Below are 21857 nucleotides of genomic sequence, written 5' to 3'. Positions count from 1 at the left end.
GGTTATGCATTTTTACACAGGTAAGTGCATCGTCTGACTAGAAGCAGCAATTGATATGACAAAAAGCCGCTCATCTCGTTTAGCGGCTCAACAAAAAAAAGAACTAAATCCCTGTAATAGACATTGCCGTTACAGGGATTTAGTTCGGGAACCTCCGAAGAGATTCCCTCATGGGAGAGGAGAAACCGGACGAAGAGCTTATGGGGAAACGTAAGTCTTCTCCGCGGTTGTCTACGACATTCATTGATGTCGATATTTCAAGGATGCCCGGCTGTGGTAGAAATATACATGGCTTTGAAAAAAAATGGCGAGACATTATGTTTCGTTTTTCATATATGGGATGATTGTGTTACGATAATCACTGTCAATGGCGTTGTCTTGGCAATTAATTTATAGATAATGAAACGGGTGAATGAAGCAGTGAGAGTAGTATCCGGAAGTGCAAAGGGCCGGCCGCTCAAAAGTGTGCCTGGTACAAGCACCCGTCCGACGACGGATAAAGTGAAAGAATCCATATTCAGTATGATCGGCCCTTACTTTGAGGGGGGCGCCCTGCTTGACCTGTTCGCAGGCACGGGAGGCCTTGGCATTGAGGCGTTAAGCCGGGGGATGGATCGCGCTGTTTTTATTGATGTGGAACCGAAGAGCATCAGTACGATCAAGGATAATTTGAAGGCGGCCAGACTTGAAGATAGCGCTGAGGTGTACCGCAACGATGCGGGACGAGCGCTTAAAGCGCTTGAAAAGCGCGGCTACAAGTTCGATCTGGTCTTTTTGGACCCGCCTTACAGGTTTAAGAATGGTGACGAGCTGATGCTGGATATGGCAGAGCGAGGTTTGCTGCAAGATTCAGCTGTGGTGGTATTGGAATACGAATCAAGTTACAATTATCCTGAGAAGTTTGGTGATTTTTGTTGTTTCCGGACCGCGAAATACGGAGAAACCGCCATTTCGATATATCGTTACGACACAGCGCAAGATCAAGCGTCAGAGCTTGATGAGGAGGAATTACAAGATGACAAATGAGAATACTAGTACATACCGAGTTGCCGTATATCCGGGAAGCTTTGATCCGGTCACCATGGGACATATGGATATCATCACACGCGCTTCCAAGCAGTTTGATCTGCTGATTGTGGCCGTGTTGAATAACTTAAGCAAGAACCCGCTGTTTACGATTGAAGAGCGCAAGGATCTCTTAAAACAGGAAACCGCGCATCTTCCGAATGTGGAAATCGACAGCTTTCGTGACCTTTTGGCGAATTATATCCGTCAGAAGAATGCCCAGGTCATCGTACGGGGGATCCGCACGGTGACCGACTTTGAATATGAACTTCAGCTGGCATCCACCAATCACAAGCTGAATCCGGATGCCGAGACAATCTTCATGATGACGCACCCGAAATATTCGTTCCTTAGCTCAAGTCTTGTTAAGGAAATCGCTCATTTTAATGGAGACACCACGGATCTGGTTAGCCCCGAGGTCCATGCCGCGATGCGCCGTAAATTTAGCGGCGATAACGGTCAATAAGACGGGAACACAGCCAGAACGCCGCTATCAATAATAAGCAGATCGCGCCTTGAACCTGCAAGAATGAAGGCAATCCGCTCCAAAAGTTGAAGTGCTGATCCGTATTGGCGTGATCCAGCGGTTCTGTTCGGAAAGCCGGTACGATGCCTGCTGAAAGGGCGCTGACCGGCTTCCACATTGCCAGTGTAATCGCAAAGGCGAGCATGGAATGCAGGGCTCGCTTCATCATAAAGTAACGCCAAGAGAGACCGGTTTCCCGCATGAGCGACAGGCTTTGCAACTGAGCGCTGATTCCGCTCCATGCAAGTGCGGCGGACAGTACAGCCAGCTGTATAATTCCAGCTTGGAATGCCGAGGAGCTGATGGACTGGGCTGCCAGATGGGCCTCTAAAATTCCGGATACAAGATAGGGTGGAAGCTGCGGCAGCAGGTGACCGGTCAATACTCTGGTCAGGACGGCGAAGAACAAGATAAAGCCGCCTGTCATCATTAAAGTTTGAACTGAACGGGTAACGGAATCGCCTAGTAATTTGCCAAAGCTCCGCCCATCCCGTTGATGGGCCTCCAGCGCCGCAGTCGCTGCCCTTTTAAGAAGGGGGCGTTGGGCGTTTTCCCTTGTCCTTACTGTGTGTAGAGTTGAATTAAACCGTCGTGTGTCTTCTGAAGAAACCGGTTTATGGAAGAGTCCGAAGATCCAAGCGGCTAGCAGTCCGGAAATCCAATGAACGATCAGCAGCAGATACCCAGCCTCCGGTTTATGAAGGAGGCCGGTTCCGATGACAACGAGAATGGTCATTGGATTACAGAAATGGGATATAGCGGCGAGCCTTCCGGCATCCATGGCGCGAAGCTCGCCTTGTGTATACATTCGGGAGGCGGCCTGCGCTCCTGCCGGGAACCCGGCCGTCATTCCTGTTATAAGAACCCAGCCGCCAGCACCGGGAAGTTTGAATATTTTTTTCATCAAAGGGTCCAGCAGTACGCCAACCCCATGGGCCCAGCCATAGGCGATGAGTATTTCCACCAGTACGAGAAAAGGCAGCAAAGCGGGAAATACGATATTCCACCACAGCTTAAGTGCTTGCAGGGTGGCTTGGAAGGCAGGTTCGGGCGCGCTGACGACAGCCAGTACAAGCAGGAAAGCGGCGGCACCCAGCAGGATGGTGTTCCACAGCCCGTTTGATGACTTGACGGCGTTGTCTTTATTCATAAGGAATCTCCTTTCAGCGTAAACATGGCTAGTACAACTTTATGCAAAGGAGACAACCGTCAGACCAAACTTGGTGGAAGGCTGGATATATAAGGCGGAGGGAAGGGAACCACATGAAGAAGTCTGTAAAACCGAATGGCTTAAAAATTGCGCTGTATTTGTTAATGGTCGGGGTCATGCTGTACGTTGTCGTTTATATGCCGACCCCTTATCTCGTATACCAGCCGGGGAGTGCCGAAGAGGTTCGCCCCATGATCAATGTCGAGAAGGGCGATCCGGCGGAAGAGGGCACTTTTATGATGACAACCGTGTCGGCAAGCTATGCCAATATGGCGTTGTTGATGATGTCTGCATTTAACTCGAATGCGGAGGTTGTGAAAAAAGCTGAGAAAATGGGCGATCAGAGCAAGGATGAGTATGCAGCCACACAAGTGTATTACATGAACTCTTCCCAGTCGTCTGCAATGGAAGCCGCCTATCAGGAAGCAGGAATTGACTACAGCATCGAGCCTGCTTATGTATTCGTGATGTCGATCTCCGAGAATTCTGTTAATGCCGAGCATTTCCGGCCTGGCGATAAATTGATCAAGATCGATGGGCAGCCGGCAGAGGATAATGAGAAAATTGCCAGCCTGTTAGGCGGGAAAAGCATCGGGGAAGTGGTATCCGTGGAGCTTGAACGCAAAGGGAAAACCGTTAAGGAACAGGTTCAGCTTGTGAGCATTAAGGATGAGAAGACAGGAGCGGAGCGTCCGGGATTAGGCGTCATGATTGCCACGATGCAAAGCGTGGAGCCGGCCGATCCCGATCACACCATTCATTTTGCGGATACCAATATCGGTGGGCCGTCAGCCGGACTGATCTTTACTCTTGAAATATATAACCAGCTTACTGATGGTGATTTAAGCAAAGGTTACCGGGTCGCCGGAACGGGTACCATTGATAAATCAGGCGCCGTAGGCCCCATTGGCGGCGTGAAGCACAAGATCGTGGCTGCTGATCGGAAGGAAGCCGATATCTTTTTTGTGCCGCAAAAAAATTACGATGAAGCCAAGAAGCGCGCGGACCGGATCAAAACGGACATGAAGCTGATCCCGGTCGAGGACCTGCAAGACGCAGTGGATTATCTGGAGGAGCTGCCGCCTAAGGGGTGAGCGGCGGCAGCAGGTAATCGCCGTAGTAGTGGCGCATGTCAGGCCTAGGTTGCCCGTTGGCATAAACGGCGGCTGCCATCAGGTCCCTCTCCAGCTGAGGATGCTCCAGCTTGGCCGGCTTGTGAATGACGGGGAGCGCTGCGCTGCGCTTCATTCGTTTCAGCAGAGAACGTCCTGTCTCGCTAAAGCCGAGGACCCGGATATATCCCGGACCTTTCGCCAGCTCTTCGCGATTCATCGATGCCTTGTCATGATTCAGCATGATGTGCAGCAGCATGCGCTGAAGCTTGGTTCGCGTATAGCGCTTGGTCTTCAACGCTTCCAGGAGGGCGTCAACCGTCGGCTGCTCCAGCTGAAATAGCGAGCGCTGAACACGGTGCTCCAAGCCTTCGGTCACTTCGAGAAGGCCTTCAAGCTGCGCGGGCGTATGCGTGAGCAGGGTTTGAAACAGCGGCTGACGAAACTGCTCCCAATGGACAGGAGCTCGTCCGCTCTTGATTTCCCGCTCCATGATGCTGTGCGTGAATTCCGGCATATAGGGTCTGGCGGCTTCCAAGCCCTCTGACAGAATAATGTTCCGGATGGCGGTTGCACTGGCAATGGACGACGCTCCCGGCAAGGGATCATGGTACTGTGCGTTTTCTCTTGGAATGGTGTAGGGTGTAATGCGGCTTCCCAGGCGCTCTAGAGCGATTAGGTAGTGCAGGCCCAAGGAATTGTTCGGCTGCGTGAGCAGCTCTTGCAAATGGGCAATCGCCGGTTCGGACTCACCGAATAGGGCAGCAGCGGCAGCGCCGTAAGCGGACGGGAAGTTCATGCCTTCCCGGAGGCGCTTTTCGATTTCGGATCGAAGCTCGCCGGATTCGTTGGCGAGCGAACGGGACAACGGCAGAATCTGCTCCAGCGTACCGCTTTCGGATCCGAAGGATAGGCAATTCACTACGCCCGTAGCCTCCAGAATGGCTACCGCACCGTACGCGAACCATTCCGCAGGCTGCACGGCATAGGTTACCGGCAACTCGAGGCACAGGTCAACTCCCATGGCAAGGGCCATTTCCGCCCGTGCGCGCTTGCTTGCGATGGCAGGCTCGCCGCGCTGGAGAAACGGACCGCTCATCACCGCAACGACGGCATCTGCCCCCGTGACTTCTTTGGATTTGCGATAATGCAATACATGACCGTTATGTAAGGGATTATATTCAACGACAATGCCAACCGTCTTCATTCGTTTCAACTCCTTGATTAGAATATAACATAATTACATGACGATCCTGCAACAATAAGCGCATCCCCGGGAGAGTTGTAATTCTGGTAGTATGAAGAGAAATATCGGGTAACAATAAAGAGGTTGTTAGGGTTATCCTGTTGACAAAACTCTTTGGGAATCGGTATAATAATCTTTGTTTGTTTGGAGTGATGGATATGCTAATTCAATTTCGTAAATTGACAACCAGCGATCAACCGTTACAGTTCCATCAAACCGTGGATGTAAGCAATGCCGTTAAGGACCGCAAGGATATCATTGCTGTTCAGCCATTAGACGTGGATTTGACAGCAATCCCATCGGTTTCTGGTACGGTGGATGTTCGTGGACGATTGCAAGGCGAGCTGGAGATGAATTGCTCCCGGTGCCTGAAGCCGATCAGCGAACATGTGCACATCCCTTTTCATGAAGTATTCCAGCCGGTGGAAGATCCTGAATCCATTCAGGATGAGAATGATGACACTACATACGTGCAAGGTGAGAGTGTGGATCTCACTCCCTATGTAGAAGAAGCATTTTTGCTCCACCTGCCGCTAGCTCCGGTATGTAAAGCCGACTGCAAGGGACTCTGCCCGAATTGCGGCAAGGACCTGAATGAAGGCACGTGCGACTGCGATACGGAAGTGATCGATCCTAGGCTAGCCGGTCTGAAGGACTTCTTTAAATGATGATGGATATGGCACCCGTTCAGCGGGTTGAACTGATAAGGAGGTGGGAACATGGCAGTACCTCAACGTAGAACGTCCAAAACACGTCGTGACAAGCGTCGTACTCATTTTAAGCTGGCTGTGCCAGGCATGGTGAAATGCGAGCAATGTGGAGAATTGAAGCTTGCTCATCGCGTATGTAAAGTATGCGGAACGTATAAGGCAAGAGAGATCATCAAACAATAGTTTTTAAATAAGTAGTACTTCATCTTCGGTGAGGTGCTATTTTTTTTGTCTGAAGCCCCCCTTTCTTTTTGACGTGACATGATTTATACTTAACATTAGTACCAGGTTCTAATATTTGCGACTAATTTACATATATATGTTTGAAGAATGGCGGCTTTCATAGCGGCAGAAGGAGTTGTTTCGTCATCGATCGTTTATCCAAGAAAGACCGTCACCAGCGGCTGATTCAGCTGATCGACGAGAATCCCTTTGTTACAGACCGCGAGTTGACTCGCCAGCTTAAAGTGAGCATTCAGACGATACGCCTTGACCGTATGGAACTTGGCATCCCGGAGCTTCGTGAGCGAATGAAGCAGATGGCGGAGCATTCCTATGACCAGGTTCGTTCCTTGTCGCTCGAAGAGGTGATCGGGGATGTCGTTGACTTGCAGTTGGACAAGAGCGGAATATCGATATTTGAAATCCGCGAGGAACATGTATTCAGCAAAACGCGGATTGCCCGTGGGCATTATGTGTTCGCTCAAGCCAATTCACTTGCCATCGCCGTAATCAATGAAGAAATCGCATTGACGTCTTCAGCGGATATACGGTTTTTGAGACAGGTTCGTCTCGGCGAGAAATGCATTGCCAAAGCCTACGTTAGGTCCATTGCCGGCCAGAAGGGGAAGGCCAAGGTGGAAGTGTTTACTTATGTCGCTGATGAAATGGTGTTCCAGGGGAATTTCGTAATCTACCGATCTGCAGGAGAATGACATAAGTAAAGGAGGAAGTTTGGCATGAGAATTGCGATTGATGCAATGGGTGGCGACAATGCCCCCCAGAGTAACGTCGAGGGCGCACTCATTGCGGCACGGGAATGGAGCGATACCGAGATCATTCTCGTTGGGGATGAAGCGCAGATTGGAGCGCTCCTGAAGGACAAGCCGTCCAATCTGAAGGTGGTTCATGCAAGTGAAGTCATTGAAGCGGAGGATGAGCCGGTTAAGGCGGTCCGCCGGAAGAAGGATGCTTCGATGGTTGTAGCGGGACGCATGATTCGTGAAGGTGAAGCCGATGCCATGATCTCGGCTGGCAATACGGGAGCCCTCATGACGACCGGGTTGCTGGTCGTTGGCAGGATGAAGGGGATTGAGCGTCCTGCGCTTGCGCCTATGATTCCTACGCTCGACGGCAAGGGGATGCTCGCCTTGGATCTCGGAGCGAACATGGATTCGAAGCCTGAGCATCTGCAGCAGTACGCACTAATGGGCAGCCTGTATCGCGAGAAGGTGCACGGAATCACCAAACCGCGGGTCGGGCTGTTAAATGTCGGTACCGAGCCGGGCAAGGGAAATGAATTGACGAAGCATGCTTATCCGTTACTGGAGGAGCTGCCTATCCATTTTGTTGGGAACGTCGAGTCCCGCGATGTCATGAACGGAGTTTGTGATGTGCTCGTATGTGACGGGTTCTCGGGCAATATTTTGTTGAAATCGATTGAAGGAACGGCTGGTGCGCTCTTTTCGCTATTGAAGGAGCAGTTCAGCAAGTCGCTTAAGACCAAGATGGCCGCCGCCTTGATGATGCCGGAGCTTCGCAGCCTGAAATCAACGCTCGATTATAAGGAGCATGGCGGAGCACCTTTGCTTGGTCTGAGCGGTCTGGTCGTTAAGAGCCATGGTTCATCGGATGCGAACGCCATCAAGAATGGGGTTCGCCAAGCGCGGACGGCGCTCCAGAACCGATTGGTAGAGAGTATTTCGAATGAAATCAGCGGGAAGTGAGTGAGGAAATGAACAATTTGCGTCCGGTCGGTATTATTGGCACAGGCAAATACGTACCTGAGAAAATATTGTCAAATCATGATTTAGAGAAAATGGTAGATACAAGCGATGAATGGATTGTCTCGATGACGGGAATCCGGGAACGACATATTGCCGCTCCGAACGAAGCGACGTCGGATTTGGCTTATCATGCTGCTGTGAACGCGTTGAAATCCGCTGGAATGAACGCCGAGGATCTGGAATTGATTATTGTGGCGACGATTACGCCGGATATGTTCTTTCCTTCTACAGCATGTCTTCTCCAGGATCGTCTGGGTGCCAAGAAGGCGGCGGCATTTGACCTGTCTGCTGCTTGCTCGGGGTTTGTATATGGCCTTGCAACGGCCACGAATTTCGTGAAGACAGGTATGTATAACAACGCTCTGGTTATCGGGGTAGACTGCTTGTCCCGCATTACGGATTACACGGATCGGAACACCTGCGTCCTGTTTGGGGACGGTGCCGGTGCGGCAATCGTCGGCGAAGTGCCGGAAGGCCGCGGGTTCCAAGCCTTTGATCTGGGTGCTGAAGGTGCGGGTGGAGCACATCTGTACATTGAGGCAGGCGGTTCGAGATTGCCGGCTTCCGCTGAAACGATTAATACGAATAAACACTTTATTTATATGAACGGCCGCGAAGTGTTCAAATTTGCGGTACGGGTGATGGGGTCTGCCACGGAAGCCGTTTTATCCAAAGCAGGCATCGACAAAAAGGATATCGACTTATTCATTCCTCATCAAGCCAACATCCGGATCATTAAGTCTGCCATGGAGCGCTTGGAGCTTCCGGAAGAGAAAGTCGTAATCAATGTTGATAAATACGCCAACACCTCAGCCGCTTCCGTGCCGCTGGCTCTTGTCGAAGCACAGGAATCTGGTCGTCTGAAAGAAGGAGACAAGGTGTTGATGGTTGGTTTTGGCGGAGGATTAACCTGGGGTTCCTCCGTACTCATCTGGTAACAGAATAGTATGTAGAACTAGTGAAATAAAAGAAGGGAGCTAACGATTTTGGGTAAAACAGCATTTATATTTCCAGGTCAGGGCGCTCAGTCCGTCGGAATGGGAAAGGATGCCTATGATGCGGTTCCTGCCGCAAGGGATCTGTTTCTTACCGCGGATGAACAGCTTGGATTTCCGCTCAGTTCCATTATTTTTAATGGTCCTGATGAAGATTTGAAACAAACGGTAAATACGCAGCCAGCTCTCCTCTCAACCAGCATGGCTTATCTGGAAGCCATTCGCGGCAAGGGGATCGAACCGGATTACGTTGCGGGACATTCCCTTGGCGAATACAGCGCACTTGTATGTGCAGGCGTGCTTTCTTTCGAAGAAGCGGTATCGATCGTTAGAGCCCGCGGAGAATACATGGAGGCAGCCGTACCCGGAGGTCAAGGCGCCATGGCAGCCGTGCTTGGCGCAGACCGTGAGGCTTTATCCGAACTGTGCAAGAGCATTACGGCAGAGGGGCATGTTGTAGAACTTGCGAACATGAACTGTCCGGGACAAATCGTTATCTCGGGTTCCGCACAGGGCGTCGCAACTGCCGCAGAAAGAGTCAAGGAAGCAGGCGGCAAGCGGGCTATCCCTCTGGAGGTAAGCGGACCCTTCCATTCGTCGTTGATGAAAGAGGCGGCAAACCGGCTTGCCGACAAGCTGGAGCAGGCCACTTTCAGCACACCTTCCGTTCCGGTAGTTGCCAATGTGACGGCGCGTCCGGTGGAAGATGCCGCTGCCATCCGCGGTTTGTTGGTGGAGCAGGTATACTCTCCCGTGCTATGGCATGACAGCGTGGAATGGATGATCGCTCAAGGAGTGGACACTTTCGTCGAGATTGGTCCGGGCAGTGTTCTCAGCGGTTTGATCAAGAAGATTGACAAATCCGTCAAAGTCATTAATGTAAATAGTCTGGACAGCGTCAGCAGTTTGGAGACGGTCGTATAAATAACGATGGATAAAAACCAGATTACTTTCGGAAAGGAGGAATAGGTATGAGTGAAGCTCTAAAAGGACAGACTGCGCTTGTTACGGGTGCTTCCCGCGGCATTGGCCGGAGCATTGCTCTCGGACTTGCCGATTTGGGCGCTAACGTTGCTGTCAATTATGCAGGTAGCGAAGCGGCTGCAGCCGAGGTTGTGGAAGCGATTCGCGCAAAAGGCGTATCGGCCATCGCGGTTAAATCCAACGTTGGACGGACCGAAGAAGCCGATGCCATGGTAAAGCAGGTGTTGGAGACTTTTGGTCGAATTGATATCCTGGTGAATAATGCAGGGATCACTAGAGACAATCTAATCATGCGGATGAAGGAAGAGGAGTTCGATCAGGTAATCGAAACGAATCTGAAAGGGGTATTCAATTGCCTTAAGGCGGTGACGCGTCCTATGATGAAACAACGTTATGGGCGCATTATCAATATATCCTCCGTTGTCGGAGCGCTTGGCAATCCGGGGCAGGCCAACTATGTTGCGGCCAAAGCCGGAGTCATCGGTCTGACCAAATCAGCCGCTAGGGAGCTCGCTTCCCGTGGAATTACGGTGAACGCCGTGGCACCTGGTTTTATCGATACCGATATGACCCGGGAACTTCCTGAGGACATGCGGGAAGGCCTGCTTGGCGGAATTCCGCTCGCCCGTCTGGGGCAGCCGGAGGAGATTGCCGGCGTGGTTGCTTTTCTAGCATCTTCCAGTGCATCCTATATGACTGGACAAGTGCTGCATGTGGATGGCGGCATGTATATGTAGGCGCCGCCAATGTTCCGGCGCTGGCCGCTGGGCATTAAATCGTTTTCAAATGCCTTCTATGGCAATTTGAAGTCATATCTCGTATAATTACCAAGAGGAGGTGAGCCGGATGTCCGATGTATTGGAACGCGTGAAACGCATCGTTATCGACCGCCTGGGTGTTGACGAAGCCGACGTAACATTAGAAGCATCTTTCAAAGACGACCTTGGAGCTGATTCTCTCGATGTAGTTGAATTGGTGATGGAGTTGGAAGATGAGTTTGATATGGAGATCTCTGATGAAGATGCGGAGAAAATTACGACCGTAGGTGAAGTTGTAAACTACATACAATCTCATACCTAAGTCATTACAGTTAAGTCCCGTTCTTTAGCAAGACGGGACTTCTCCACATTCAATCCAAGCTTTTTTAGCACAAACAAGTGATAGATTATTACTGCCTTCGTTATCATGAGTCTGCATATGCGGCTTCATAGATGGACGGGCAGTCCATATAGAGGTGAAACTGTTTGAAACATAGAGTCGTTGTAACAGGAATGGGCGTCATGACCTCGATTGGTCAAGACCTGGATACATTCTGGAACAGTTTGATGGAAGGCAAGTCTGGCGTATCCCGCATCGAAGCATTTGATGTGAGTGATTACACAACACAGATCGCAGCATCCATGAAGGATTTTAATCCGGAGGATTACATGGATCGCAAAGAAGCCCGCAGGATGGACCGTTTTGTACAGCTTGCGGTTGCAGCCGGTTCGAAGGCGCTGGAGGACAGTGGCCTTGAAATTGGCGTGAATGCCGATGCAGAACGGGTTGGCGTTTCGATCGGATCGGGTATCGGCGGTTTGGGCACTTGGGAGGATCAGCATAATATCCTGCTCGAAAAAGGCCCGAAACGTGTAAGCCCCTTCTTTATTCCAATGATGATCGCTAACATGGCCTCAGGCCAGATGTCGATCAATCTGGGAGCCAAGGGTCCGAACACTACACAGGTTACGGCTTGTGCTACCGGAACGCATTCGATCGGCGATTCATACCGTCTGATACAGCGCGGTGATGCCGATGTCATGATCTGCGGCGGGGCGGAGGCAACCATTCGTCCAACAGGGATGGCTGGTTTCTGCGCTATGCGTGCAATGTCAACCCGCAATGACGAGCCGGAAAAAGCCAGTCGGCCATTCGATACCGGCCGCGACGGTTTTGTTATGGGTGAAGGCGCGGGCGTGCTTGTGATCGAATCCCTGGAGCATGCGTTGAAACGCGGTGCCAAAATTTATGCCGAGGTGGTTGGCTATGGCCTTAGTGCCGATGCCCATCATATTACCGAGCCGGATCCGGATGGAGCAGCTCGCTGCATGAAGATGGCGATCCGTGACGCAGGCATTGCGCCGGAGGATGTGGATTATATTAATGCTCACGGGACTTCAACGCCGGTGGGAGACCGCTCGGAAACCAAGGCCGTTAAGATGGCTCTCGGTGACCATGCCTATAAAGTAGCCGTTAGTTCAACCAAGTCGATGACGGGGCATTTGCTAGGCGCTGCCGGCGGCGTTGAAGCGGTTATCTGCGGACTGAGCTTGAAGAACCAAACCATTGCACCAACGATTAACCTGGAGGATCAAGATCCGGAGTGCGATCTTGACTACGTACCGAATCACCCGCGTAAAGCCGATTTGGATATCGTCATGTCCAATTCGTTCGGATTTGGCGGGCATAATGCCACGATTATCCTGAAAAAATACGCCGAGTAAGGGGACAGTGTGTTGAGTGGAGATCTGAAGCAGTTACAGCATAAACTTCAAATCCAGTTTCGCAATGCAATGCTGCTGAAGCAGGCCTTTACCCACGCATCTTATGTAAACGAACATCGCTTCAGTCAGAGCCAGGACAACGAGCGTCTTGAATTTCTAGGGGATGCTGTTCTGGAGCTGACGGTGAGCGAATTCTTATACAACCTTTTTCCGGACCGTCCGGAAGGCGAGTTAACCAAGCTGCGGGCCGCTATCGTATGTGAGCCCTCCCTGGTGCAATTCGCTGTAGGTCTGGACTTTGGTCGTTACGTTCTGCTAGGCAAAGGAGAGGAAATGACGGGCGGTCGAACCCGCCCGGCTCTTCTGGCAGACGTATTTGAGTCATTTGTGGGGGCGCTTTATCTGGATCAGGGATTGGAAGCGGTTCGCCGGTTTTTAAGCGACCATGTCTTTCCCACGGTGACCGTCAACGGTCGTCCGCAGATGAGCGATTATAAGACTGAGCTTCAGGAACTGACCCAGCATCACGGCATGGGCGCACTGGAATATCGTATCGTAGAAGAGCGAGGACCGGCACATGAGCGGGAGTTTGTCTCGGAGGTATACATGGGAAGCGAATGTCTTGGACGCGGAAGCGGCAGATCCAAGAAAGAAGCCGAGCAGCAGGCAGCGGCAGTAGCCTTAAAGCAGCTGAAACGTGCGGATGCCTAAAGCTTCGCTGATGTGATGACAAACAAAGAGCAAAGAGCAGTCAAGCGGATAACCGGACCCGGATAGGATGACTGTTTTTTGCTCTTTTCGTTGTCTGTCTTTTGATCAAGGGACAGCTGCTTATAACGTTGATGGACCTCGTCCAAAGACGGCGGTGAAGCCGATTCTACTTATGTTACAATAGCAGGAGAGGTGATAGTTCGAATATGTTTTTGAAACGGATCGAGTTAGCAGGATTTAAATCGTTTGCCGACAAGACGGAGATGGAATTTGTCCGGGGAATTACAGCCGTTGTAGGTCCGAATGGCAGCGGAAAGAGCAACATTTCCGATGGGATCCGCTGGGTGCTTGGCGAGCAGAGCGCCAAGTCGCTTCGCGGCGGCAAGATGGAGGACATTATCTTTGCCGGAAGCGATGCGCGTAAAGCGGTTAATTATGGAGAGGTCTCCCTTACGCTGGATAATGAGGATCATGTACTACCGCTGGATTTTAATGAGGTAACCGTAACTAGGAGGGTGCACCGCAGCGGGGACAGCGAGTATTTCATTAATAGGCAATCATGCCGACTCAAGGATATTACGGAGCTGTTCATGGACACCGGAATTGGTAAAGAAGCCTATTCCATCATTGGACAAGGCCGGATCGAGGAAATATTGAGTACACGTTCAGAAGATCGCCGGGGGATTTTTGAGGAAGCATCCGGGATCGTTAAATATAAATCCCGTAAAAAAGAGTCTGTACGCAAGCTGGATGAAACAGAGCAAAATCTGCTTCGCATCCACGACTTGGTCACGGAGCTTGAGGATCAGATCGGACCACTCAAAGAGCAGTCCGAGAAGGCCATTCGCTACAAGGAGCTTCGGGAGAAGCTGAAGCACAAGGAAATCTCGCTGTATGTGTATCAGATCGAACAGATACATACCTCATGGAGCGAGGCCAATGCCAAGCTTGAACAGCTGAAGGAAGAACAGCTCGCGCTGTCCACCGTTGTATCCGCGCACGATGCCAAGCTGGAAAGTGACAGATCAGCGCTGCGCCAGCTGGAGCAGGAAGTTGAGGATCTGCAGAGCCAGCTGCTTCAATTCAGTGAGCTGTTCGAGAAGAGCGAAGGCTATGGCGAGGTGCTCAAGGAACGCCGCCGCAACCTGGAACGTACGCGCGAGCAGCTGGAAGAAAGTTTGCAGTCAGGCGATCAACGTCTAGGAGCGCGCGTAGGCGAGCTTGCGAGCATGAAGAGCAAGCTGCAGGAGCTACAGCAGGAATTAACCCAAGTGCGGGACCAGCTGTCAGCGGAAGAAGCGAAGCTGGTGGGCGTAACCGGCGGAATCAGCCAACAGCAGGAAGAGAGCTTGAAGGGGAATTTACTGGAGCTTATGAACCAAATGGCTCAAGCCCGGAATGAAATCCGTTACGCCGACCAGCAGCAGGAAGCGCTGGATCGGCGGATGAATCGGGCGCAAGAGGAGTCGGGTAAATGGGAAGCCCTGAAAGAGGATCTGCTCCGCCGCAAAGATAGCATCGATCGAAGTATTGAACGCTTCGGTAAAGAGATTGCAGACCTCCGCAGCGGTTATATCAGCGAGAGTGAGCGATATCAATCCCTGCAGAAATTGCAGGAAGAGACGCAGGGAGCGCTTCGGAAATGGGAGCAGAAGCGGGAGGCGCAGATTTCCCGCCGCGATACCATGAAAGAGCTTCAGGACGATTTTGACGGATTTATGCTGGGGGTTAAGGAAGTACTGAAGGCTTCCCGCAAATCCGTGCTCCACGGGGTCCATGGTGCGGTGGCCGAACTGATTCGTGTACCGGAAAAGTTGGAGCTTGCGATGGAGACAGCCCTTGGCGCATCGGTTCAGCATATCGTCATGGAGAACGAATCCGTATCCAGGCAGGCGATTGCCTTCCTGAAGCAGCGCCAGTTAGGACGGGCAACCTTCCTGCCTTTGGACGTCATTCGTCCACGGAACGTATCCGCTTCGGATCGGCACTTGGCAGAAGGAGAAGCCGGGTTTGTAGGCTTTGGCTCCGAGCTGGTGAAGTATGATTCAAGATACAGCAACATTGTCGGCAGCCTTCTGGGCAATGTCGTGATCGCCGAGACCTTGGAGCAAGCGAACAAAATTGCTGCAAGATTCTCCTATCGCTTCCGTGTCGTCACACTCGAGGGCGACGTGGTCAATGCAGGCGGATCCATGACAGGCGGCAGTCAGCACAAGAAAACGAACAGCCTGCTGGGACGCAAGCGTCAGTTGGAGCAGCTGGATCAGGAAATCACGGAGACCGAGAAGCAGCTGGAGAAGCTGCAGCAGGGCATTGAAGGCGTCCGGAATCAAATGATCGAATCTCAGGATAAGCTGGACGAGCTTCGTAAAGCCGGAGACGACAAGCGAATCGAGGAACAGCAGGCTGCAGGGGACCGCAAGCAGCTTGAGCATGAGCTGCGCCACGTCCTCGAACAAGCCGAGCTGGCAGGCGAGGAGAAGAGCAGTCAAGAGAAGGAAGCCAAAGAGATTCAGGCAAGCCGTGAACGCGCGCAGAAGCTGTTGTCTGAGCTGGAGGAGGAAGAGAAATCAACCCATCTGGCGATCCAAGCTGCAGAATTTGCCCGTAAAGCTAATGAGTCGGCGAAGGAAGAGCTTCAGAGTCAGCTGACAAACCTCAAGGTTCGCGAAGGAAAGCTGGATCAGGAAACCTTCTCGCTGGAGGAGCAGCTCAAGCGCCTTCAGTCGGATGTCGACAACCACGTGAAGGAGCAGAAACAGAACCGCACGATGCTGGCCTCCGTTCAAGCCGACCTGAATCAGAACGAAAGCGAAAGCGTAAAGCAGATCGAGGATCTGAACCAGTACAAGCTGAAGAAGGAAGAGGCTACGCAGCAGCTGGAATTCAAGCGGGCTGCACGCACCGCGCTTAGCCGGAAGCTGGAGCTGGAAGAGAGCGAAACCAAGGAACAGCGCACGCAGCTGCGGGCCGTGGATGATCAGCTTCGCCAGACCGAGATTGGGGTAAACCGGCTCGATGTTGAGCTTGAGAATATATTGAAGAAATTAAGCGAGGACTACGAGCTGAGTTATGAGCTTGCCAAGCAGCGGTATCCGATTCCGGAAGACATCACTGCCGCTCAGAACGAAGTGCGTGACTTGAAGAGGTCGATAACTTCCCTGGGAGATGTCAATCTTGGGGCCATCGAAGAGTATCAGCGCGTTAATGAGAGATACCTGTTCTTAAGTGAGCAAAAGGCGGATCTGGTTGAAGCGAAGACAACCCTGTACCAGGTCATTAAGGAAATGGACGATGAAATGTCCAAGCGTTTCAAGCTGACGTTTGATGCGATCCGGCGCGAGTTCGGCACGGTATTTACGAAGTTGTTCGGAGGTGGACGTGCCGACCTGGTCCTGATCGATCCGGACCGATTGCTTGAGACGGGGATCGATATCGTTGCGCAGCCACCTGGCAAGAAGCTGCAGAATCTGCAGCTTCTCTCCGGTGGTGAGCGTGCATTAACCGCTATGGCGCTGTTGTTTGCCATTTTGCAGGTGAAGCCGGTTCCGTTCTGCGTACTGGATGAGGTCGAGGCGGCGCTTGACGAAGCGAATGTGGTCCGGTTTGCCCAGTATCTGCGGGAGTTCTCTGAGCAAACGCAGTTTATCGTGGTCACCCACCGCAAAGGAACGATGGAAGAGGCCGACGTGCTGTACGGCGTCACGATGGAAGAAGGCGGCGTGTCGAAGCTGGTGTCCGTCAAGCTTGAGAATGAGGAAGCGGAGATTGCCTAATTTAACATAACGACATGGAGGGTACGTATGAGCTTTTTTAAGAAGTTAAAAGAGAGCATTTCCAGCAAAACGGAAAACGTAACAAAACAGTTCCGGGACGGACTCGAGAAAACTCGGAAGGGATTTATCGAGAAAGTGTCGGACCTGGTCATTCGCCGGAAAAAGATCGATGAAGAATTTTACGAGGAATTGGAAGAGATTCTGATTGGTGCTGACGTCGGCGTCAATACGGTGATGGATCTGATGGACGATCTTCGTGCCGAAGTGAAGAAACGGCGGATTGAGGACGCTGCCGATCTGCAGCCAGTCTTGTCCGAGAAACTGATGGGACTCCTTCGTGATGACAGCAGCAATGAGCTGAGGGAGAATCCGGATGGAATTACGGTCATTCTGTTTGTCGGCGTTAACGGAGTCGGCAAAACCACCACGATTGGTAAGCTGGCACATCGTTACAAGCAGGAGGGCAAGAAGGTTTTGCTCGCCGCTGGCGACACATTCCGTGCAGGTGCGATTGAACAGCTGGAGGTATGGGGAGAACGGGTTGGCGTTGAAGTCATTAAACAGCAGCCCGGCTCAGACCCGGCAGCTGTTATGTTCGATGCGGTTCAAGCAGCCAAGCAGCGGCAAGCGGATGTTCTGCTCTGCGACACGGCGGGACGTCTTCAGAACAAAACGAATCTGATGGAAGAGTTGAATAAAATCTTCCGCGTTATTCAACGCGAAATCCCGAGCGCTCCGCATGAGGTGCTGATGGTCCTTGATGCGACGACAGGACAGAATGCGCTAAGCCAGGCGAAGCTGTTCGGAGAGAAGAGCGGTGTGACCGGCCTCGTATTAACCAAGCTGGATGGCACGGCTAAGGGCGGCATCGTAATCGCAATTCGGCAGGAGTTGAATCTTCCGGTGAAGCTGGTAGGCTTGGGAGAGAAAATGGGCGATCTCCAGACCTTTGACTCGGAGCAGTTCGTTCATGCCCTCTTTGCGGGTTTGATTAAAGAAGAAGAGAATGCCGCAGAACAACAAGGCTAGGCACTTGTCTAGTCGCTATGTATACAAAAGGACCGAAAGTATAACTTTCGGTCCTTTTCCATGTTCGGTTCAATCTACGGGCACATGCATTTTTATGAAGAGACGATTCGAACGAACTCAATCGAACGAAGCGGGATGATGGCAGTATCTGTAGGAGGACCATAGATGATGGGTGGTACTTTTAAGGTGATGGTTCCCTCGCCCACTTCGGTCAGCGTGCCGATGATCACATCTCCCGACACCGTTACTTCGGTTTCCGAGCCGATAAATCCTTGCAGCCAATCCACGTAGCGCATATCGGTTAACCTCCTTGCCGTTATGAAAGTTTGAAGCTGACATTCCGTATCATCTGAAGGTATTACTGAACGGAAGTAATATTGGCAAATGGAATCAGCACAAGGTCGCCCGATGCTTCACGGAGCTGAACACCATCTTCAGCAGTAGCCAGAACGACTCCTTCCAGCGTAACAAACGTTGTGCTGACCCGTACTTGTTGGCCTGTACGGACTTCGAAAAATTGAATCAGCTCCGGATTAATCGTTAAACCCGTGAGAACCTGACTCTCCAGTGACTCTACCCGTTCGGTTAGTTGACTGGTTTCCTGGCTTAGAAGTTCGACCTGCCGTGTTAACATTTTGACTCTGCCGGCAAGTCTTCTGCAGAACAGGAAGCAACACATAGTCATTCTCCTTTCTGTATTACCAACGGTTGTGCTCCTCGATATGGTTCTTTAAATCCAGAAGCGAAGCGGTGCTTTCTTCCTCAGCTGCGCGGATCATGGGCATAATTCGCTCCACATGACCAGGGCCATATTTAAGGAAGGTTTCGGTTTTATCGATCAGCACATCAAGCGGCTGACGATAATCCGTAAAGTACTGACCGAGACGAAAAGAGCTCAGCAGGCTATGCACTTTGCTCATGGTGCTAAGCGCCAGTACAGGCTTGCCGCCGCGTAAAGCGGCTAGCGTCGGGTGAAGCTTGAATGATATCAGATAGTCCACGGATTGTATGAAGCTGTAGGTGAGCTCGATATCCATGAGAAACGGCAGCGTTTCAATGGAAGCGCCAGGGGTCAGCTCCCTTACCTTCTGCTGCATTTGCAGACAGGTGTTGTAATCGGAGTACGCGTTGCCCGGATGATGAATAACTGGAATAAGGACGGCATGATAACCTTTGGCGATAAGATGCCCCAGCAGTTTGGTCATGTTCTCCATCGGGAACGATTCATAGGAAAACACAACAACGCCAACGGTGGGGCGCTTAGAGAATCGTTTCACCGGGATATCGGGCTGACGATAGCCGAATACCATATCAGGGGCGGTTTCAACATTTCGGTGGAAGCCTGCCCGCCTGGCGATGGCCGACGATCGATCATCCCGGAATACCGCGCGGTTTGCCTTGGAGATTATCTCCCGGTAGGCGGATACCTGCTCCTCAGGCCAGGTGTGTTCCGGGTAGGCGTCCACGATGCCGACACCGTAGACCCAGGTAGGCTGTCCTTTAAGCTGCGGAGGGAAGTAATAGGAATTGAATGAGTAGGGTGTAATTAAATCGCCACCACCGATGATAAAGGCGTCCGTCTGGCGGGGATCCAATCGGGAGTTCCATGGATAGACGTGATGATCGTGGAATACCTGGCGAAGGGTGTGAAGAAATAAATCATCACCGAAGTTTCCCATTCCATAGTACCCGGAAGCGGCAATATGCATTTACGTATCACCTCCTTGTCAAGCGTTGTCTAGCTCTTGCCTGTTTGCTGACACCAGGCTTCGAAGAGGCTGCGGTTACGCTGGCTGGTGCTGCTGCCATAAAGGACGCGATGATACAAGACGGCATCGACCTGAACCGGTGAGCTGTGCTTAAGAAGCCTGGCGGTGACATCGATATCTTCGAAGATACGCCCGAGACGATCCTCCCGATTCCACCAGCCGCCAATGGCGATTAAGGATGACTTGCGATACATTCGAGGGACAAGCGGGTGCCCATGTTGGGTCGTTCGATTTAAGGAAGCAGACCAGGACGAATAAAGATGCCCGGAATCAACGTTTCTTCTCCATAGGGGACCGAACTGCCTGGTTCGTTCCCAGCATCCATACCGCCCCGTGGCCATCCTGCCGTCCGGATTCTGGTCAAGCGCGTCAGACAGGAGTTCAATCGCATCCGGTGCCAGCCAGTCATCTCCATCCAATTCCAGAATATATCGACCCTTTGCTTCAAATAACAGCCGATTCATCATGATCGCCTTTCCGCGGTTACGCGATTGGGACAGGACCCGGATTCTGCTGTCAAGATAAGCGCAGGCTTCCTCCAGACTGTCGTCCTCCGAGCCGTCATCGCCTATTAGCAGCTCCCACTTATCGCTTGATTGAGCCAACACGGAACGGATGCTCCACCCTAAAGTGTCCTTCATATTATGAATGCTCATCAGAATGGAGATGACAGGCTGCGGAGGAATTTCAGGGGATAAAGCCCCTTTCGAACTGGCGGTATTCCCTCGCATTCTTGTTGCGGACAGAATAGGGAGAATATACTCCAGATCCTTTTGATACGGAGGATTTTGCGTCGGGTCCAGATGCATCGTAAGGCTTGGATCGGCGGGCAGCAGATCGTAAGGCAGAAATTTAGCAGCCGGAAGCCTGTTATCCCAGCGGGTGAGAGCAGCAAGCAGCCAGGTTTTTCTCCAATACAGAGGGGCGCCGTTCATGCATATACAGGCAATACGATCTGGAATATGGGGTGGTATCGGAATGGAATGCTGTGCGCTTTTATGGGAAAAAGACAAGGTACCGCTCCATAGAATCCACTCATGATCTATTTGTGAGATTTCCTGAATGATGTGTTCACGGTAGGCTGTCGTATCGATGTCCCTGTAGCCGAATGGCTGGGTACGGATTCTGGCATAGGGTTTCAATGGTGGTTCATGCCTTTGTCCAGGATGGCCTGGCGGATCACTTGATCGGCTTTCAATCCGCGTTCAACCCAGCGATTCTCTCTGGCGTAGGCAATGCGGGCCAATTTATGCTCTTCCGTGTTCGGCTGATGGAGCATGGAGGACAGCTTGCCCAAGAAATCATCATGGGTGGTCGCTGTAGTAACATGCGGCTCCATGGCGATGCATTCCGGCAGAGCCGTTGACAATACCCGGACACCGGATGCCAGATACTCGTATGCTTTGACTGGATTGGTTGCCAGCGTAATCGGATGATATTGGAAGGGGATCAATGCAACGTCTATATGAGTCAGATAACGCTTGAGCTCCTGGTGTGGCTTTTCACCAAGTATATGCACATTGGGGAGCTTCGAATAATCGCCGGAGCTGCCGTAAGGAGCTCCAATGGAAACGAATTGGACGTTCGGAAAACGAAGGGCCGCCTTAGCGAACAGCTCATGATCTACCCAATAAGCCCAGGCGCCGATATAAGCGACAACAGGACCCGGAGGGAGATCGGTGGGTCTTTCACTGAATGGAATATGGAAAAATGAAGAGTCTGCGCCATTCGGGATCAGGGTAAGCGGTTTATCCGGATATGCCAGGGACAACCGGGTGTGAATCACCTCTGCGGTACATACGACATGGTCCGCTTCATCAATCATTTTGGGTTCATATTTTGCCCAATGCGGAAATTCATCACAGCAGTCGTAGATGGTGACGTCGGGTTTGAAGAGTGTGGAAATGCGCGTACGGAGCTTAGACCAGGTCGTCCAGACGACAATCGGATGTTCTTTGCGAAGGGCAGGCAGCTTTTTGTGCAAAAAGGTTTTGGTATCTGTGAACAGGAACACATTCGGTTCAATTTCTTTGAACTCCTTATCCAGCGGTGCCAGGTTTTCGAAGAAAACCTGATGACCAAGCGAGCCCAATTGAGCCATAAGCTGCTGCGGTCTCTGTTTCATATACGACCAGTTCATCGTTCTCGGATAAATGATAACAGCCAAGAGGTTTCCTCCTTTCTTTGTACTCGGGATAATATATGCATTGCTAGCTTCATAGAATTGGACGAATA

Annotated in this window: 22 protein-coding genes; 15 read left to right on the top strand and 7 right to left on the bottom strand. The window is 51.6% G+C overall.

Features of this window, described 5'->3' with window-relative positions; translation table 11 throughout:
- Positions 1-420: 420 nt before the first annotated feature.
- Together rsmD and coaD are read left to right on the top strand one after the other, a co-directional pair.
- Positions 421-1026: a 16S rRNA (guanine(966)-N(2))-methyltransferase RsmD gene (gene rsmD, locus AC0VZ8_RS21895; protein WP_071220033.1), complete on the top strand. Its 606-nt coding sequence runs from the start codon at positions 421-423 to the stop codon at positions 1024-1026.
- A complete protein-coding gene (gene coaD / locus AC0VZ8_RS21890) occupies positions 1016-1531 on the top strand; it encodes a pantetheine-phosphate adenylyltransferase (RefSeq protein ID WP_071220034.1) in 516 nt (171 codons plus the stop codon). Before rsmD ends, coaD begins: the two co-directional genes overlap by 11 nt.
- Here the strand turns inward: coaD and AC0VZ8_RS21885 are convergent.
- Complete coding sequence (locus AC0VZ8_RS21885; RefSeq protein ID WP_475484369.1) at positions 1509-2741, bottom strand: nucleoside recognition domain-containing protein; 1233 nt, start codon at positions 2739-2741, stop codon at positions 1509-1511. The two genes, coaD and AC0VZ8_RS21885, sit on opposite strands and share 23 nt — an antisense overlap.
- Before the next feature lie 113 nt (positions 2742-2854).
- Here AC0VZ8_RS21885 and AC0VZ8_RS21880 point away from each other — a divergent pair, with 113 nt between their 5' ends.
- Positions 2855-3895 (top strand): SepM family pheromone-processing serine protease, encoded by a 1041-nt coding sequence (locus tag AC0VZ8_RS21880; protein WP_475484368.1) that lies wholly within the window; start codon positions 2855-2857, stop codon positions 3893-3895.
- Here the strand turns inward: AC0VZ8_RS21880 and AC0VZ8_RS21875 are convergent.
- The gene (locus tag AC0VZ8_RS21875) at positions 3885-5120 is read right to left on the bottom strand and encodes a nucleotidyltransferase (protein WP_071220037.1); all 1236 of its coding nucleotides are present in this window, start codon (positions 5118-5120) and stop codon (positions 3885-3887) included. The two genes, AC0VZ8_RS21880 and AC0VZ8_RS21875, sit on opposite strands and share 11 nt — an antisense overlap.
- A 197-nt stretch (positions 5121-5317) precedes the next feature.
- On the opposite strand from AC0VZ8_RS21875, the gene AC0VZ8_RS21870 reads away from it, so the two are divergent.
- From AC0VZ8_RS21870 to ftsY, 12 genes are all read left to right on the top strand, one after another.
- Positions 5318-5827, top strand: coding sequence for a YceD family protein (locus AC0VZ8_RS21870; protein ID WP_071220038.1), 510 nt, complete (start codon positions 5318-5320; stop codon positions 5825-5827).
- Between the two features lie 51 nt (positions 5828-5878).
- Positions 5879-6052: a 50S ribosomal protein L32 gene (rpmF, locus tag AC0VZ8_RS21865; protein ID WP_006211382.1), complete on the top strand. Its 174-nt coding sequence runs from the start codon at positions 5879-5881 to the stop codon at positions 6050-6052.
- Between the two features lie 140 nt (positions 6053-6192).
- Entirely contained in the window at positions 6193-6804 is a 612-nt protein-coding gene (fapR, locus tag AC0VZ8_RS21860) for a transcription factor FapR (protein WP_179090709.1), read from the top strand.
- A gap of 24 nt (positions 6805-6828) precedes the next feature.
- Positions 6829-7815, top strand: a complete 987-nt coding sequence (gene plsX / locus AC0VZ8_RS21855; RefSeq protein WP_071220039.1) for a phosphate acyltransferase PlsX — start codon at positions 6829-6831, stop codon at positions 7813-7815.
- Between the two features lie 8 nt (positions 7816-7823).
- Complete coding sequence (locus tag AC0VZ8_RS21850) at positions 7824-8813, top strand: beta-ketoacyl-ACP synthase III (protein ID WP_071220040.1); 990 nt, start codon at positions 7824-7826, stop codon at positions 8811-8813.
- Between the two features lie 48 nt (positions 8814-8861).
- Entirely contained in the window at positions 8862-9794 is a 933-nt protein-coding gene (gene fabD, locus AC0VZ8_RS21845) for an ACP S-malonyltransferase (RefSeq protein ID WP_475484367.1), read from the top strand.
- Positions 9795-9841: 47 nt separating this feature from the next.
- Positions 9842-10591 (top strand): 3-oxoacyl-[acyl-carrier-protein] reductase, encoded by a 750-nt coding sequence (gene fabG, locus AC0VZ8_RS21840; RefSeq protein WP_071220042.1) that lies wholly within the window; start codon positions 9842-9844, stop codon positions 10589-10591.
- A gap of 109 nt (positions 10592-10700) precedes the next feature.
- Positions 10701-10934 (top strand): acyl carrier protein, encoded by a 234-nt coding sequence (gene acpP, locus AC0VZ8_RS21835; protein WP_006211375.1) that lies wholly within the window; start codon positions 10701-10703, stop codon positions 10932-10934.
- Positions 10935-11098: 164 nt separating this feature from the next.
- Complete coding sequence (gene fabF, locus AC0VZ8_RS21830) at positions 11099-12337, top strand: beta-ketoacyl-ACP synthase II (RefSeq protein WP_071220043.1); 1239 nt, start codon at positions 11099-11101, stop codon at positions 12335-12337.
- Positions 12338-12349: 12 nt separating this feature from the next.
- The gene (gene rnc / locus AC0VZ8_RS21825; RefSeq protein WP_071220044.1) at positions 12350-13048 is read left to right on the top strand and encodes a ribonuclease III; all 699 of its coding nucleotides are present in this window, start codon (positions 12350-12352) and stop codon (positions 13046-13048) included.
- A 206-nt stretch (positions 13049-13254) separates the two neighbouring features.
- Positions 13255-16824: a chromosome segregation protein SMC gene (gene smc, locus AC0VZ8_RS21820; protein ID WP_475484366.1), complete on the top strand. Its 3570-nt coding sequence runs from the start codon at positions 13255-13257 to the stop codon at positions 16822-16824.
- Positions 16825-16851: 27 nt separating this feature from the next.
- Positions 16852-17853 carry a signal recognition particle-docking protein FtsY gene (ftsY, locus tag AC0VZ8_RS21815; RefSeq protein WP_071220046.1) on the top strand — a complete coding sequence of 334 codons (1002 nt, stop codon included), beginning with the start codon at positions 16852-16854 and terminating at the stop codon, positions 17851-17853.
- Positions 17854-17945: 92 nt separating this feature from the next.
- Here the strand turns inward: ftsY and AC0VZ8_RS21810 are convergent, their stop codons facing one another.
- From AC0VZ8_RS21810 to AC0VZ8_RS21790, 5 genes are all read right to left on the bottom strand, one after another.
- Positions 17946-18149, bottom strand: a complete 204-nt coding sequence (locus AC0VZ8_RS21810) for a hypothetical protein (RefSeq protein WP_071220047.1) — start codon at positions 18147-18149, stop codon at positions 17946-17948.
- A gap of 62 nt (positions 18150-18211) precedes the next feature.
- On the bottom strand, positions 18212-18532 hold the full coding sequence (locus AC0VZ8_RS21805) for a hypothetical protein (protein WP_071220048.1): 321 nt from the start codon (positions 18530-18532) through the stop codon (positions 18212-18214).
- 19 nt (positions 18533-18551) lie between these two features.
- Positions 18552-19562 (bottom strand): polysaccharide pyruvyl transferase family protein, encoded by a 1011-nt coding sequence (locus AC0VZ8_RS21800; protein WP_475484365.1) that lies wholly within the window; start codon positions 19560-19562, stop codon positions 18552-18554.
- Positions 19563-19591: 29 nt separating this feature from the next.
- On the bottom strand, positions 19592-20764 hold the full coding sequence (locus AC0VZ8_RS21795; protein WP_475484364.1) for a glycosyltransferase family 2 protein: 1173 nt from the start codon (positions 20762-20764) through the stop codon (positions 19592-19594).
- Positions 20761-21789: a glycosyltransferase family protein gene (locus tag AC0VZ8_RS21790; protein WP_475484363.1), complete on the bottom strand. Its 1029-nt coding sequence runs from the start codon at positions 21787-21789 to the stop codon at positions 20761-20763. Before AC0VZ8_RS21790 ends, AC0VZ8_RS21795 begins: the two co-directional genes overlap by 4 nt.
- Positions 21790-21857: the final 68 nt, after the last annotated feature.

The sequence above is a fragment of the Paenibacillus sp. QJM3NY_38 genome, from assembly GCF_056173265.1.
Note: the sequence above shows the minus strand (reverse complement) of the source record. Positions and strands in the feature narration are given on the sequence as shown.